A 14,988-nucleotide genomic window follows, 5' to 3' on the forward strand; every position below is an offset into this window, starting at 1 on the left:
TCGATCTGGCTAATACGTGATAGCTGCATGGAGAGTAGTGGGGATTTGCGGTCTACTGACAGCACTTCTTGCGGTATCCGGCTGTGTCAGTACACCGAATCAGGGGAATACTACGGTTTCAGCGACTGAAACGACAGCACCGCGCCAGACCACACCGGCACAGCCGGCGGGACTGGACGACCGACTCTACGAGCTGACGCGTGCGGACAATCGGACCCGCTACGCCGAGTCACACGGGCTCCGATTGCAGAACGGCTCTGTGCAGGCCGTCGTGATACTCACGGCGAACAGCACGCTGCCACAGGGCTATGGTATCACGGTCGACATCCGCTCGGACGACCGTGTCCAAGGGTGGGTACCTGTCGATTCGCTCGTCGACGTCACTCAGGACCGCAACGTGAACAGGGTCGAACCACCGCTTCGCCCGGGAAGTGCCTGAGATGCGTCGGGTACTCACACTCGCGCTGGTTCTCCTCGTGCTTGGGTCGGTGGTCACGCCGACCGTGGGCACGGCAGTCAGTACGCCGTCGACGACACAGCCAGTTGAGACGACCGCCGGGGAACCGGTGCTACGCACAGCCGGCAATCAGGGGGGCCATCCAAACGAGCCAACACCGGCCAGTCCGACCACAGACTCGACCCGGAGCAAAAAAATCGGATCACGACTGGCGGACGACCTCGCCACCGACGGTCCGGACGGCACTGTGACGACTGCCGACGTCGAATACGTCCAGGTCGTCGTTCGCGCCACCGACGGCAGCGGACCGGCCGTTACCGAAGTGATCGAGAACCATGGTGGTCGGATACAGGTTCGGGCTGGTGACTCCGTACAGGCGATGGTTCCGAAAGCGGCAGTACAGGCACTCACAGACAGTGAGGCGGTCGTTCGTGTTCGACGCCCCATTCGTCCACAGACCGCCGGTGATCAGGGACACGTCGTCAGCGACGGCCTCGACAACATGAACGTGACGCAGGTCCACGACCGCGGCGTCACCGGCGAGAACGCCACGGTTGTCGTCATCGACGGCGGCTTCGATCTCACACACCCAGAGATACGGGGCCACGTCGCCGACTACTACGACCCCGGAGGCACGTTCACCAACGAGAGCGACCAACACGGGACAGCCGTCAGCGAACTCGTCGTCGATACGGCACCGAACGCCTCGCTGATCGCCATCGAAGCCGATACGTACACTGAGTGGCAGAAAGCGGTCGATTACATCAACCAGAACACTTCGGCCGACGTCGTCACCATGTCGATGAGCTACTACGGGTTGCCACTCGACGGCCAGTCCGCGATGGACCGAGACGTGAATCGGACGGTCGAGAACGGAACGGTCTGGATCAACTCGGCCGGGAACGACGGCAATCGAGATCACTGGAACGGGACCTTCCAAGATGGCGATGCCGATAGCTACCACAACTTCGCCGGGACCGACGAAGCGCTCTATCTGGGCACGCCGTCGTCGGTCGACATTTGGACGACGTGGGACGACTGGGAGCGCGGAACCGAAGACTACGATCTGTATCTGATCGATACCTCGGGTGCAGTCGTCGACAGTTCCACGAATCGTCAAGACGGGACGTACCCGCCGCGTGAGATCATCCAGAACAGCTCGCTGTCCGGGACTCGGGACCTCTATCTGGACATCAGGAAGGTGAATGCAAACGGCGACGCGACGTTCAACACGTTCTTCCGTGGTGGGTCGACGCCCGAGTACTGGACCTCGGAGATGAGCGTTACGGTGCCAGCGGCGGGTTCGAACGCGATCGCCGTCGGGGCGACGGCGGAATCCGACGACACGCTGGCAGCGTACTCCTCTCGTGGACCGACTATCGACGGCCGCCGCAAACCAGACGTTGTCGCACCGAGTAGCGTGAACTCCGACGTGTACGGGACGTTTTCCGGGACGTCCGCATCGGCACCGCACGTCGCCGGCGTCGCTGCGTTGGTAGCTGGCACAAACGAGTCGGTCACGGCGTCTCGGCTCACGCAGGCGCTTACCAACCAGACCACGACAGTACAACGCAGCGAACCGAACAATCGCACTGGATACGGAATGGTCGATGGCTGGGCGGTGGTCGACGCCGCCACTGGAACCGACGTCACCCCACCGAGTGTGCGTTCGGCAACGGTCGTCGACGAGACAGACGGAAATGGGACCCTCGATGGTGGTGACGTCGCGACGATCAACGTGACCGCGACGGACTCAGAGAGTGGCGTGCAGTCGGTCGTGGCGAACGCCTCGGTCCTCGGTGCCGGCAACGTGACGCTGACCGACGGCGACAACGACACGGTCTACAACGCGACGGTCACCGTCGATGCGTCTGCAGCGGCGGACAACGGGACGTACACGGTACCTGTGACGGTAACCGACGCTGTCGGGGCGACGGCGACGGCACAGACCGGCACCGTCGAACTGGCACTCACGGACCGGACTGCCCCCACGCTCTCCGATGCGTCAGCAGTCGACGTGACCGACGGCGATGCGGAAGTCGCGGGTACCGATACGGTCCGGCTAACCGTGGGCGTCAGCGACGACGACTCCGAGATTCGGCACGTCACGGCCAACGCCTCCTCGTTCGGTGCCGGGAACGTCACACTCTCGGACAGCAACGACGACGGCGTCTACAATACGACATTCGGTGTCGACGCATCCGAGGCCGCTGCCAACGGTAGCTACGCCGTCACGGTTGCAGCGACTGACGACGCCGGCAACACCGGGACGCTGGACACGAACCGACTCGACGTGGCCATCAGCGACCGAGCGCCGCCCGCGATCTCCGGCTTCTCAGTGCAGGTCGTCGACACACGCTCGCTCTACACAACTTTCGACAGCAACGAGAGTCTCTCGGCTGTCGAAGTCCAGATCACGAACGCGAGCGGCCAGACCGTCCGGACGCTTCGTGACCCAGCGTTCGGGACCGCACAGGGGTCGTATTTCAACACGACCGACCTCGGTACCCCTGGCCAGTACACCGTCAGTCTGGTCGCCGCCAACGACTCCTCGGGCAACAACGGGGCCACCGACCAGAACGAGACGGTGACACTCGTCACGAAGACGGTGTCCGTCGAACACGTCAACGGTACCAGACCGTCCGATATGGCGAACCTGACGAGTAACGTCTACCTGACGCAGGGTCCTGATGGCCTGCTCCAGATCCAGTTGCGTGATGGAACGGCGACAGCCCTCACCGACAGAACCGACCTGTCGGATCTGGGCGTCGCTTCGAACACGACGCTCGCGATCAACATCACGGTCCAGGACTGGACGCCGCGGTTGATTCTGGGGGCTGGCCGCAGCGCGACCTGGACGACGACGTCGCTCGGTCCCAACAGGACCGCGATCAACGTCACCACTCGACCAGCCACCGTCCAGTACAACGAATCGAAGCTACAGAACGGCGGCGACTGGAACGAGAGCGAACACGCCGACGTGGCCGCCAACGCCACCGTCGATATGGCGATCAGTGACGTAGGAACCTTCACCGAGAGCCGCCGGAACCAGTTCACCGGGACGATGTTGCTGACCGACGCACAGACGTTCGGGATGCCTCGGTACGATGCCCAGACGGACGCACTCAGCCTCCACGTCGGCGCACCACACTACAACGTCAACGACACGCAGAACCGGGGGTTCTTCGATGCGTTCCTCCCCACTTCTCTTCTCACCCGGTGGGGAATTGACGACGCACAGAATATCACCGTCACGTCGATGGGCAACGCGACCAAGCCTGCGTCCACGACGGTGACGGCCGAGGGCGTCCGACTTACGGTTCCGATCCACTACTCCGAGGGCGACGTTGCGCTCGCACCCGCCGACACGACACCGCCGACAGTCGACTCCGTGACGATTACCGACGCCACCGACGGCGATGGTACGGTCAGCGACGGCGACACGATCGACGTCTCGGCGACCGTCTCTGATGCCGACTCCAGCATCACGACGGTAACGGCCGACGCTGCAGCGTTCGGCGCCGGCACTGTCTCGCTGACAGATGCTGATGGGGACGGTACCTACACGGGGCGTGTTTCGGTCGATCGGGGCCCTACCGTGTCCGATGGGTCGCACTCGGTGTCCGTAACAGCCATCGACGCGGCTGGCATCGAGACCACGGCCACATCGAATACGCTCTCCGTTGCCAGCGCTGACGACGGCGACGGCGGTGGCTCGAGCGCTCCAGCACCGGCACCGGCGCCGGCGCCCGAGACAACACCAACCCCGACGCCGACGCCCACACCGACACCCGTCGAGAGTGAACTCGTAGACACCGGGACTGGTGCCAACGCGACCGTGACGAACGTCCGGGCAAACTCGACCGTCGACGTCGACTTCGAGAACACGACCAACTCGACTGCAGGCGCTGTCACACGGGTTTCGTTGACACCGAACGCCGCGACATCGCGATTCACCGTCTCGGTTACCGCGCCGTCGACCGACGCATCCGGGGTGCCGCCAGTCGAGACGGCGACGACGGAAGCGGTCTTCTGGGCCACCGTCAGCGGACTCTCGGATTCGGAGATCAGTACCGCGTCGGTGCGGGTCTCGGTGCCGCTTTCGACTCTCTCGAACGAGACGGACCCCTCGAACGTGACCATCTACCGTCACCACGGCGGACGGTGGCAGGCACTGGAGACGGTGCATCTCGGTGGTGGCGTCTTCGAAGCCCAGACGCCGGGGTTCTCGGCGTTCGCGATCGGTCGCCCGCTGCCAGTTGGCGTCACTGCGGATACGTCGACGCCGACACCGTCGCCGACGGCGACGCCAGTGGCGACGGCCACAGCGACTGACGTCACACCGACTACTGCCACGCAAACAGCAGCACAAACGACAGCCACTACGACGACCGGTGACAGTGGGCCGGGCTTTACCGCCGTAGTCGCGCTGCTTGCCGTACTCGGGGCGGCAGTATTGGCAGTCCGGCGACCCGGTAGCTGATCCACCAGTACCGGGTCGGAACATCTCGGCGACGACCCGGCCTCGACGGCGAGGTCGAGGTCGACAGAACGGGACACTCGGCGGCAACGAGGTCCCGAAACAGGGACTCGTTCGGGGGTATGCCCTGTCTGCAGTACGAGAACGGATAGTGAGATCGTCCGTGAAGAGAAAGTGCGGTACGATCGGCTAGGCGGTCCGCAGTCCGCGGTACGACAACACGACCCCGACGACGAAAACGATCGTCGCGAGGTAGATCGGTCCGAGATGCGTCACCCAGTCATGAGCGAACGCATCCCCCGTCCAGTGCATCGGTAAGGCGAGCACTAGGCCGACAACGGCGGCGACGATCGCAGTCGCCCACGCCCACGTGAGCCGCTGGCGGACGCCGTACCACGAAAGGCCCGCGATGGCGATGCCCGTCGAGATGATGAACGCAGCGGTGGCGACGTGGAGGTGACTGATGTAGTACGCTACCGCCGGATCGAGATCGGCGCTCGTCATCCCAGCCAGCGTACTGACGCCGAGTTCGAAGCCACTCCCCACGAAGTTCAACACGAGAAACACGACTCCGTACCCGACGAACGCGATACCGGCGAGTGCCATCAACGCGGCTCCGTTCCGGACCTGTGACTCGTACTGGACCTGTTCTCCCTGTTCGTCCGCGACCGATTGGTTTGTCGCCATGGTAATCACTTGGTTGCCCCTAACGAGATGCTCTTGACGCCGTACTTCTCGCACGCGTTCGCCGCCCGCTCCGAGATGAATTCGTACTGCGTGTTCTCTCGGACGTCCGTCACCGAGAAGCCAGCGTCCTCTATGGCCGCCGTGTACCGGTCGATCTGTTCGGCGCCGCCGATACAGGCCGCCCAGAGGTCCTCGTCGTTCTTGATGCTCTCCGGCATCACCTCCTCGCTGATGATGTCGGAGATGGCGAACCGGCCGCCGGGAACGAGTACCCGCTGGGATTCCGCGAACACCCGCTCCTTGTCCGGTGAGAGGTTGATGACCCCGTTCGAGATGACGACGTCGAAGGTCCCGTCGTCGAAGGGAATATCCTCGATGTACCCCTGCTCGAAGGAGACGGTCTCCATTCCCGCCTCGTCGCGCAACGCGCGGGCCTTCTCGAGTTGTTCGTCCGTCATGTCCAACCCGGTCACGCTTCCGGAATCTCCTGCGTGAAGTGCGGCGACGAAGACGTCCGTGCCCGATCCACTGCCGAGGTCTAGCACGTCGTCTCCGTCCTCGATGGCAGCGAGGTCGAAATGGTACCCCACACCGGCGAACGATTCCATCGCCGCCGCGGGAATCTGATCGAGCTGTTCCGGCGGATAGCCGAGGCGTTCCGCCAGCGGTCGCCCCATCTCGAAGTGATACTCCTCGCCGGGGTCCTCAGCGACGTCTTGGTAGACCGATTTCACCGCTTGTTCGAGTTTGTCGACGTCGAGTGAGTTTGCCATTTGCCTGTCCTCTCAGTCGTCGGCTTCCACCTCGGCAGGTGTATTCACGTTGAGGTTGACGTCCTGTTCGAGCGAGACGAGCGTGTAGACTGGCGCCCGTCGGGCCCACTCGTCGACTTCGTCCTTATCGAGGTCCGGGCTCTCGATCTCGACCTCGGCGGTCAGGTTCTCGAACACCGTATCGGCGTTCCCGAGATCGTCCACACTGAAGAGGACACTCGGGTCGAAGTCGGTGCGCACGCGCGTCTCGAGGTGGTCGATATCGACGCCGTTTGCGACGGCGTTGATGGTGATGCCGACGTTGATGCACGAGACGAGCGCGGAGAGCGCGACCTCGATCGGTTCCATTCGATCCGTTGCCCCGACCCAGCCGCCGGCCGCCAACACTTCCTTCCACCCCCCGTACGGGATGGTGTACTCGCGGGTGTCGCGCCGGATCGTCTCGCCACCGAGGACGTACGAGTCTATCGTCGCCAGACTGTGGGCGCACGTTCCTTCGTAAGTCGATCGGGCGCTCAGTCCGAGTTGGACCTCCTCGGGATTCTCGGCGGCGTGTTCCGCGAACGCGGCGAGTTCCTCGGTATCGACGCCGTGGTTGACCTGCCGCTCGGATACCATGGGTTAGACCACCTGAAGGTGTTCTTCCCGGAGTTCGTCGTCCGAGTAGTCCTGTCCGTGACCCTCTCGCATGTGTTTCTTGGCCAGTTCGATCGCTTCGGTTTCGTCTTCCGACTGAACGATGAATCGGCAATCGCCCGCTTCCGATTCACAGTCGAGCTTGTATGCGTCAGCCATTGTCGTTTCCGTTGCCTTGCGGCAAGATGTAGTATGATCTCGAAGGGTTAGATAACTAACTAGTAATGGTCGCGCAGCCGGTACCGCCCTCCGTAATGCCTGCGGGGTTGGCAGTCGTTGACGATCGCGCAGGTGATGCAAACCTGTCGTCATCGCATACGAGTTGGTTGGACGGCGACACACCGTCGATCACCACTCTCTCTTTTCCGTTACGAACGCTTTTTACCGCCCTCAGAAGGCCCAACCGTCCCGCGTGGAGTCGAGTGCGAACGCCGTGGCCACCCCCGGGATCGATATCGCTCCCATCGTCTACTCCGGCCAGTGAACTCTCCGAGAGCGGGGATACGAGACTCCGCTGACGCTCTCAGCAGTTGACAGACTCCGCGTGCCGAATACAGCGCATGACTACAGCAAGCACTCCCACGAATTGTCGTCGGCACCACCGACGACTGTCGGTCCCTCGTGACCGCTGTCAGGGGTGCAGTGACGGAACGGTTATCTCGGATATAGTTGTATGTTAACAGGAACCATGGAGTTTGCCTGGCAATCCTTCGATGAACCTGACCCGGAATCCGAACTCACAGGAGTCGTCGGGTATCTGCACCCCTCGGGGTACCGGACCGTGCCGAAAGTTCTCTGGCATACCCGGGAGATAGAAGCGCAACTCGCCGAGTCGGCTGGGCTGGTCGGCTATGCCCTGCGCGCCAAACTGACCCAGAAGAAGTTCTGGGCGGTCGCTGCCTGGGAAAGCGGCGAATCGCTCCAACGATTCGTGGAGAGCGATCCACACGCGGGGATCAGAGCGGCGCTCAAACGAGACATGGCGGAGAGTTGGTTCAAACGGTTCGATGTGAGCGGCGAGGAGGTCCCGCTGGACATCGATTGGGCTCTCGAGCGAGTCTACCGGTAACTAAGCGAGTTGATTTCGGAGTGACAGCGACGGCTCTGTATTCAGCACCACCGCAGCGAACCCTCAGCGATGGAGGGTTTCAACAGAGTCGGATATGACGAACGTCAAACAGTCCGGTCGTGGTCGAGGTGTTCGAGTACCGCCTCAAAGGTCGTCCTCGATGGGGAGGATCGGAGTCTTTCGTCGGTGGGACGTGAACGTCGACTCCGCCCAATCACGTGCGTCCGCGTCGTCAGTATCGACCAGAACCCGAACCGTAACAGCCTCGCGGTCGTACCCAGTTACTGCGATTCGGTCGTCGAAGATACTGACCCCAAACGGCGGTAACGCATCGTGTAGTCGGACGTCGAGATTGCCACTCTCTAGTGCCTCCGAGAACAGCCCCGGGCAGTCCGAGCGAATGTAATTGGCCACTCTCGGCGGGTTAATCAGCTCTGTTTCCATGCCGTCGACGATTCGCTCACAGAGTTCCTGCTTACACGAATCAAGCATGGCAACGTCGAGTCCGGTAAATCGCAACCGCTCTGTGTCCTCGAGTAGCGAACAGAAACGAGCGATTGGACGGGATGGATTCTCGGGTTCGGCCACCGTTACGGTTGCATCCGAACACATATCGATGGTGAAACCGCTGTCTTCGCCCGGTAGTAATCGCCAAACGTCGCGTAGCTTCCGTTCGGTTTCCACTCGGTCGATCAACTCCGCCATCGCTGAAGCAATGAAAGCGCCCAGCTGTGTCACTTCGTACTGATACCCGTCCCTTTGAACCCAATCGCGTTCCTCGAACTCGCTAAGCGTACGTCTGATCGTGGACTCCGAAACGCCGGTCATCTCCCAGAGTTCGGAGCGACTCCGGGGACGAACCGTGAGCGCGATAAGCGTTGGCGCGCGGTGTTCGGATCGGGTGAGGTATGCTATATCGTCGATTGGCGTCTCACTGCTATATTGCCCCATGGTACTAGTACACATGAATAATTAATAACGACTGTGCCCCGTTGAAACGTCGATCGAACGGTCATCCGCCCGACGTGCGCACTCGACTCGCCGCTCTACTGAATACCGGAGCGCCGTCCCACGATTTACATATATTGTGTATCACAAACCTTGAATAATTATTATGTAACTGGAAAGTAACTGGAAACTTGGTGATGGGTCACCATGGCAGAGAAAACAAAGCAGTACGGGAGACACGAAATTGTACTGAACGAAGAGGGTCCCGAGTTGGCGATAGACGGGACGGAGATAGCGGTCTCGGACAGTGACGGCACGTACTGGACGCCGGAGCGGCCGTACGAGCAGTACCTCTCGCTGGAGGAGATAGCGAAGACACTGATCGACGACGATCCGGAGGTGTGGTAGATGGATTGTCGTAAGCGTGTTCGTGATCTCACGGAGGACGAGCGGCGCGATTTCGTCACCGCGGTCCGGAAACTGAAAGACAGCGGCGAGTACGACAGGTTCGTCAAGACGCACTTCGAGACGGCCTACGAGCAACAGTCGGGGTCCTGGCGTTCCAAGGGACAGGGGCCACGGAACGACGCCCACGGGGGACCGGCGTTTCTCCCGTGGCACAGGAAGTACATCCGCGAGTTCGAGAAGAAACTCCAAGAGCAGGTCCCGGGTGTCACGCTGCCGTACTGGGACTGGACAGCGGACGCGGAGAAGTCGGGTTCGTTCGGCCAGCCCGAGGAGATACCGGTACTGAGCGGCGACCCGAACGACCCGACGGACGGACTGCTCGGTGGGATAACGGAGCTGTCGATCGACGACGATCAGGACGCGTCGAACCACTCGGTCGGACCGGTCGAGGACGGGCTGGACCCGTCAGATTCGTACGACTGGTGGATCAAATACCGTCACGAGAGAACGCCGCTCGGTGAGGTCTCCCTCGTGGAGTACGACTCCTCGGACGAGGTGCGGCTCCGGCGGAGTCTCGACCCGGTCGACGATCTGCCCGACGCCGAGACGGTCGAGGCGGCACTGCAGATCGAGAACTTCTACGAGGAAGGATTCGACTGGGGAACCCAGTCGTTCCGGAACGTCCTCGAGGGCTGGCAGCCGCCGCCCGCCGATAACTTCGACTCGCCGTCGGACCAGCCATCCAGCAGCGCGTACCTGCACAACCAGGGCCACGTCTGGATCGGCGGCGACATGGGTCCGATGACCTCGCCGAACGACCCGATATTCTTCCTGCACCACTGTTTCATCGACAAACTCTGGGCGGACTGGCAGGCGCGTCACCCCGACGCCGAGCAGTTCCCGCCGACCAACAGCAACGCGCCCGACGGCCACAAGCTCGGGACCCAGATGCCGCCGTGGAACATCGACCCTGGAACGACGATCGACTACCGTTCGATGGGATACGTCTACGACGAGTCGCCGCCGCGGGTCGAACTGACGCGACCGGCCGGGTCGCCCACCACGCTCGCTTTCAACGACGTCCCTGAAGGTCGCGAAACCTCGCGAGCGGCGGTCTTCGAGGTCGTCGGCTGCGAGACGTCCGTCACCCTCGAAGTCGAGGACGTGACCGCCCCCTTCTCGGTCAAACCGGCTATGAAGACCAGGACACACTCGACCGACGCGGAGACGGCCCAGACGGAGGCGAACGTCTGGCTCACCTACACCGGACAGTCGCCGGGGACGAACGCCTCGGGGTCGGCGACGATCTACTGCCCCGAGACCGACGAGCGCTGGACGGTCCAGCTGACGGCCAACACCATCTCCGAACCGACCGCGGGAGTCGCGGTAGTGCTGGACGAGTCCGGGAGCATGGCCTCGGCGTCGGGCGACGGCAACCGCACCCGGGTACAGGTGCTCCGGGACGCCGCCGAGGTGTTCCTCGACCTGCTGCCAGCGGGCAACAGCCTCGGCATCGCGACGTTTCACTCCGACGCGTCGCCGGCGCTGTCGATGCGGCAACTCGGCGGACAAGGCTCGTCGGCCCGCTCGGACGCGCGGACGACGATCAGGGCACTCTCACCGACGGAACCCGACCCCGCGACCGACGCCGGATACACCTCGATAGGTGACGGCGTCATCACCGGCCGGTCGCTCCTCTCGGCGGCTTCGGACGTCGACGAGCGGGCCATGGTGGTGTTCACGGACGGTCGCGAGAACCGGCCAGAGTACATCGCCGACCTCGAACCCAGTGGGACGGACGACCAGACGTTCGCGGTCGGTCTCGGCACGCCCTCGCAGGTGCGTCCGAACGCGCTCCAGCGGCTCACGAACGCCGGCGGCCCCGACGAAGGGTACGTGCTCGTCAGCGGGCAGCTCTCTGACGACGACCGGTTCCTGCTCGATAAGTACTTCCTGCAGGTGCTCGCCGGCATCACCAACCGCGAGGTGGTCGTCGACCCGCAGGGCCGTCTCCGACCCGAGTCCGAGACGAGCGACAGCGTCCTCAGTATGCCATTCGACGTATCGAGCGCCGACCTCGGCGTCGACGTGGTGGTGCTATCGCCGGGCGAACACGTCTTCGACGTGGCGGTCGAGACGCCCGACGGCGTCGTTCTCGAACCCGGCGACATGACGGGCTCAGGCGGCCAGTTCGTCGACGGCGAGCGGGTCGACGCCTTCAGGCTCCAGTTGCCCTACGACACCGGCGAAGGACAGGCCCGTGCTGGCGAGTGGACAGTCCACCTGCGGATCAACGAGAAGGGGTTCGACCGGTATCTCGGTCAACTCGAGGAGACGAACATCGACGAGTACGAACGGACCATCGCCAGCGGAGTCCCGTACAATCTGTCGGTCAACGCCCGGAGCAACCTGTCGCTCGACGCCTCGGTCCAGCAGTCGAGTTTCGAGCCGGGCAGTTCGCTAGCACTGACCGCCGCACTGGACGAATCGGGACTGCCGCTGTCGGATGCGACGGTCACCGCCGACCACGTCCGTCCCGACGGCACTCGCCAGACGGTCCGGCTGGCACGCACAGAACCCGGGACCTTCGCAGCGAACGTCGACGACGCCGCCGAAGGGCGCCACGCCTTCCGAGTGCAGGTCGAGGGAACCACGCTGAGCGGCGACCCCTTCACCCGCGAATCGCTCGCGACGGGGTCGGTCTGGACCGGTGGCGACGACCCGCTCCCGAGCAGGAAGGGAACGGGCGGCGGCGACACGCTGTCGGAACTGCTGCCCTGTCTGATCCGCAACGATGCCCTCGAAGAGTACTTCCACGAGAACGGGATCGATCCGGAGATCGTCCGCGAGTGTCTCGAACGGACCGGGGGGAACTGAGACGCGCTCGACTCCGCACCCCACCGTCGGCTGACGGCGGCACACGTTTTCGCCGTTTTCGACGGGCCCCGCGAGTGCTCCGACCGACGACGGATACGAGTATACGGCCCTGTTGAAACCCTCAAGCGGTGATCGGTTTCAACAGTCTTGCTGAATACATCGCGCGTACGTAGATTCAGCTGGCGTTCAGTTAGAAGGGGTAGTTATCGTTCGGTACAGGGCAATGATGTATCACTGCGGACTCCAATCTACCAATCCGTATTGAGCGTCGTGACTGTGGGGTGTCACTCGCTTAGTCAATAGTCGACTTTGCGTGAAATTGTTGGGAAGTTAATGATTTTACCACTGTATCGCTATGTGCCATGCCACTATTCATGGACGTCCACAGAGATGTGGACGCCAGTGTCGAAGACGTTGTAGAGGCTCACAAGAAAGACGTCGAGGCCCAGGAGAAACACGGGGTGAAATACCTGAACTACTGGGTCGACGAGGACGAAGGTGCCGTCTTCTGTCTGTTCGAAGGCCCAAGCAAAGAAGCGGGTGAGAAAGTTCACCAAGAAGCACACGGTCTCACCGCAGACGAGATCTTCGAGGTTGAGCAGGGCGAGGGGAGCTGAAACCAATGAAAGTAGCGAAAGAAGATATCCCGGCCAGAATCGACACCCCAGCCGCTATCGCTCGCCACCAACCGGATTTCGGTGATGCAACCGACTATGGTCACATCGCCGCAGAATATTTCACGCTCACAGAAGGGACCGATATCTCCACACTCCTTGACGGACTGGAAAACGACCTTTGCCAGTGTCCTCACTGGGGATATGTCGTAAGCGGCGAACTGACTGTCACTTATACCGACGGCAGTGAAGAAGTAGACAGAGGCGGCGATATGTTCTATTGGCCGCCGGGGCATACGCTCCGAGCCGGCGAAGATACCGACTTCGTTTTATTTAGTCCACAACACGAACACGGGGAGGTCATCGCTCACATTCGGAACAAAATGGAAGAGAGTGCGTAAGGACAGTCCACTCCACCGTTCATCTGGGCGGTACCACTCCAGTCAGGAAGGCGGGCCACCCGTCAGCCGACTCTCCCCAACTCTGTAAGATTACCCTGTGGAACAGTTACCCACCTGTGGCTCCCGGAGGCCGACCGCGAGTTCTACTTCGGACAGCGCGAGATCTATACCCAGGAGGCACACGAGCAGAGTGGCTACGCCGCGTCCGACTTCGAGGTGACGAGGCGCGAAGAGCCAACCGACGTCGTAACTGTTGTCTCGTGAGATGTGTCCGTTTCGTGTCGCGGGTTGCGGTATGGGCTCGTTCAAACCCGGACACATCGATGCCGGTGACACCGTTGACTGGCAAATCTGCCAGCGAGACGTTCAGTACCACTCGCCAAATGGCCGTCTCTGGGCGGTCGAACGCCGCTACCCCGGGCGAGTGCGAAGCGACTCAATCCTCCGGGGTCGGGGTGGCGACGGCCGGTCCCTCGGTGGCCGCATCGCGGATGGATTCGAGCAGTCGCATCGTCCACCCGGCCTCGGTCAGCGGAATCGGCATCGGGTCGTCGTTCAGGATGGCGCTTGCCTCCTCGTCGAACTGGTAGTAGTGTTCGTTCAGCTCTTTTTGAATCGGCCACTCGCCGAACGCTGCCCGCTCGGCGACGGCACGGGCGTTCTGGGCGGTTCCCCACACGCGGTCGCCCGCGCGGTCGAGGTTGTTCAGCGCCCGCCCTATCGACGACCCGCTGTAGTCCCGGTCTAGCGAGACGAGCGTCTGTGAGACGATGTCGGCGACGAGCGTCCCCTCCTCGCCGTGGACGTAGACCACCTTGTTCGGGATGCCCCCGCCCATGAGGGTCGCGCTGCACTGCACGTCGTCCTGACTGACGTACTGCAACTGGACGGTATCGTAGCCGAAATCGCGGTCGTACTCGCGGTGGCAACTGGTCTGGACCTGTATCGCTGACTCGTCGCGAGGGTAGCCACCGGCACGCAGGAGGATGTAAAGCGGGTGCGGGAGTCCCTCCTCGAACTCGCCGCCCAGCAGTTCGAAGGCCCACTCGCCGCGCATGACCGCGTCCGGCGGGGTGTCTCCGGTGTGGATGTGGTCGACGGCCCGGACCTGACCGACGTCGCCGCGTTCGACCCGCCGGGTCAGTGCCCGCATTACGGGCGTCAGGTTGTGGTTGTGGACCGCGCTCACGCGCACGTCGTACTCGCGGGCCGCACTCGCTAGACGCTCGTACTCGTCGACGGTCTCCGTGATCGGCTTCTCGATTAACACGGGAATCCCGCGCTCGACCGCCCCGAGCGCGAGTTCGAGGTGGGTCTGGACCGGCGTACACAGGTGGACCCACTCAACGTCGGCCTCGTCCAGCATCCGCTCGTAGTCGGTGTAGACGGCCGCGTCGTTGTCGGCCGCCATCGCACGGGCCCGCCGTTCCTCGATGTCACAGACCGCGACCAGCGCTGTCTGGGGACAGGCGACGATTCCATCGAGGTGCGTTTCCGACACGACGCCGCCGCCGACCACTGCTGTCCGGAGTGTCATCGTCTCCGGTGTTCGTCGGTGCCCCCATTGTTATAGAGCGCCAACTCCGCTCAGACAGGCGCCGACGACACCACTCTCCGGCGGCCAGCAACCGGGTCGAG

13 protein-coding genes are annotated in these 14,988 nt (G+C 62.6%); 7 read left to right on the forward strand and 6 right to left on the reverse strand.

What is annotated here, in order from left to right:
• The first annotated feature begins 16 nt into the window (after nucleotides 1-16).
• Both NDI85_RS17895 and NDI85_RS17900 read left to right on the forward strand, forming a co-directional pair.
• Entirely contained in the window at nucleotides 17-439 is a 423-nt protein-coding gene (locus NDI85_RS17895) for a hypothetical protein (RefSeq protein WP_310916541.1), read from the forward strand.
• 1 nt (nucleotide 440) lies between these two features.
• Nucleotides 441-4,940 (forward strand): S8 family serine peptidase, encoded by a 4,500-nt coding sequence (locus tag NDI85_RS17900; RefSeq protein WP_310916542.1) that lies wholly within the window; start codon nucleotides 441-443, stop codon nucleotides 4,938-4,940.
• Between the two features lie 186 nt (nucleotides 4,941-5,126).
• Here NDI85_RS17900 and NDI85_RS17905 read toward each other — a convergent pair whose 3' ends face one another.
• The 4 genes from NDI85_RS17905 to NDI85_RS17920 are packed head-to-tail and all read right to left on the reverse strand — an operon-like array spanning nucleotide 5,127 to nucleotide 7,192.
• A complete protein-coding gene (locus tag NDI85_RS17905) occupies nucleotides 5,127-5,624 on the reverse strand; it encodes a hypothetical protein (protein WP_310916543.1) in 498 nt (165 codons plus the stop codon).
• Nucleotides 5,625-5,629: 5 nt separating this feature from the next.
• Nucleotides 5,630-6,397 (reverse strand): methyltransferase domain-containing protein, encoded by a 768-nt coding sequence (locus NDI85_RS17910; protein WP_310916544.1) that lies wholly within the window; start codon nucleotides 6,395-6,397, stop codon nucleotides 5,630-5,632.
• Between the two features lie 12 nt (nucleotides 6,398-6,409).
• The gene (locus tag NDI85_RS17915) at nucleotides 6,410-7,015 is read right to left on the reverse strand and encodes an OsmC family protein (RefSeq protein ID WP_166973893.1); all 606 of its coding nucleotides are present in this window, start codon (nucleotides 7,013-7,015) and stop codon (nucleotides 6,410-6,412) included.
• Between the two features lie 3 nt (nucleotides 7,016-7,018).
• Nucleotides 7,019-7,192, reverse strand: coding sequence for a DUF1059 domain-containing protein (locus tag NDI85_RS17920; RefSeq protein WP_188997427.1), 174 nt, complete (start codon nucleotides 7,190-7,192; stop codon nucleotides 7,019-7,021).
• A gap of 529 nt (nucleotides 7,193-7,721) precedes the next feature.
• Here NDI85_RS17920 and NDI85_RS17925 point away from each other — a divergent pair.
• On the forward strand, nucleotides 7,722-8,102 hold the full coding sequence (locus NDI85_RS17925) for a hypothetical protein (protein ID WP_188997429.1): 381 nt from the start codon (nucleotides 7,722-7,724) through the stop codon (nucleotides 8,100-8,102).
• 144 nt (nucleotides 8,103-8,246) lie between these two features.
• On the opposite strand, the gene NDI85_RS17930 is transcribed toward NDI85_RS17925, so the two are convergent.
• Nucleotides 8,247-9,053, reverse strand: a complete 807-nt coding sequence (locus tag NDI85_RS17930; protein ID WP_188997431.1) for a winged helix-turn-helix domain-containing protein — start codon at nucleotides 9,051-9,053, stop codon at nucleotides 8,247-8,249.
• A gap of 204 nt (nucleotides 9,054-9,257) precedes the next feature.
• Between NDI85_RS17930 and NDI85_RS17935 the strand changes: the two genes are divergently transcribed.
• From NDI85_RS17935 to NDI85_RS17950, 4 genes are all read left to right on the forward strand, one after another.
• Nucleotides 9,258-9,458, forward strand: a complete 201-nt coding sequence (locus NDI85_RS17935; protein WP_166973906.1) for a hypothetical protein — start codon at nucleotides 9,258-9,260, stop codon at nucleotides 9,456-9,458.
• Nucleotides 9,459-12,335, forward strand: a complete 2,877-nt coding sequence (locus tag NDI85_RS17940; RefSeq protein WP_310916545.1) for a tyrosinase family protein — start codon at nucleotides 9,459-9,461, stop codon at nucleotides 12,333-12,335.
• A 374-nt stretch (nucleotides 12,336-12,709) separates the two neighbouring features.
• Nucleotides 12,710-12,952 carry a DUF4242 domain-containing protein gene (locus tag NDI85_RS17945; protein ID WP_310916546.1) on the forward strand — a complete coding sequence of 81 codons (243 nt, stop codon included), beginning with the start codon at nucleotides 12,710-12,712 and terminating at the stop codon, nucleotides 12,950-12,952.
• 5 nt (nucleotides 12,953-12,957) lie between these two features.
• On the forward strand, nucleotides 12,958-13,350 hold the full coding sequence (locus tag NDI85_RS17950) for a cupin domain-containing protein (protein ID WP_188997437.1): 393 nt from the start codon (nucleotides 12,958-12,960) through the stop codon (nucleotides 13,348-13,350).
• A 436-nt stretch (nucleotides 13,351-13,786) separates the two neighbouring features.
• Here the strand turns inward: NDI85_RS17950 and NDI85_RS17955 are convergent, their stop codons facing one another.
• Complete coding sequence (locus tag NDI85_RS17955) at nucleotides 13,787-14,887, reverse strand: Gfo/Idh/MocA family protein (protein WP_188997439.1); 1,101 nt, start codon at nucleotides 14,885-14,887, stop codon at nucleotides 13,787-13,789.
• Nucleotides 14,888-14,988: the final 101 nt, after the last annotated feature.

The sequence above is a fragment of the Haloarcula sp. S1AR25-4 genome (assembly GCF_031624555.1).
Classification (GTDB): domain Archaea; phylum Halobacteriota; class Halobacteria; order Halobacteriales; family Haloarculaceae; genus Haloarcula; species Haloarcula pellucida.

Coding starts and splice junctions, on each gene's coding strand:
- NDI85_RS17900 (WP_310916542.1), top strand. CDS start 441: ATGCGTCGGGTACTCACACTCGCGCTGGTTCTCCTCGTGCTTGGGTCG.
- NDI85_RS17905 (WP_310916543.1), bottom strand. CDS start 5,624: ATGGCGACAAACCAATCGGTCGCGGACGAACAGGGAGAACAGGTCCAG.
- NDI85_RS17910 (WP_310916544.1), bottom strand. CDS start 6,397: ATGGCAAACTCACTCGACGTCGACAAACTCGAACAAGCGGTGAAATCG.
- NDI85_RS17915 (WP_166973893.1), bottom strand. CDS start 7,015: ATGGTATCCGAGCGGCAGGTCAACCACGGCGTCGATACCGAGGAACTC.
- NDI85_RS17920 (WP_188997427.1), bottom strand. CDS start 7,192: ATGGCTGACGCATACAAGCTCGACTGTGAATCGGAAGCGGGCGATTGC.
- NDI85_RS17925 (WP_188997429.1), top strand. CDS start 7,722: ATGGAGTTTGCCTGGCAATCCTTCGATGAACCTGACCCGGAATCCGAA.
- NDI85_RS17930 (WP_188997431.1), bottom strand. CDS start 9,053: ATGGGGCAATATAGCAGTGAGACGCCAATCGACGATATAGCATACCTC.
- NDI85_RS17935 (WP_166973906.1), top strand. CDS start 9,258: ATGGCAGAGAAAACAAAGCAGTACGGGAGACACGAAATTGTACTGAAC.
- NDI85_RS17940 (WP_310916545.1), top strand. CDS start 9,459: ATGGATTGTCGTAAGCGTGTTCGTGATCTCACGGAGGACGAGCGGCGC.
- NDI85_RS17945 (WP_310916546.1), top strand. CDS start 12,710: ATGGACGTCCACAGAGATGTGGACGCCAGTGTCGAAGACGTTGTAGAG.
- NDI85_RS17950 (WP_188997437.1), top strand. CDS start 12,958: ATGAAAGTAGCGAAAGAAGATATCCCGGCCAGAATCGACACCCCAGCC.
- NDI85_RS17955 (WP_188997439.1), bottom strand. CDS start 14,887: ATGACACTCCGGACAGCAGTGGTCGGCGGCGGCGTCGTGTCGGAAACG.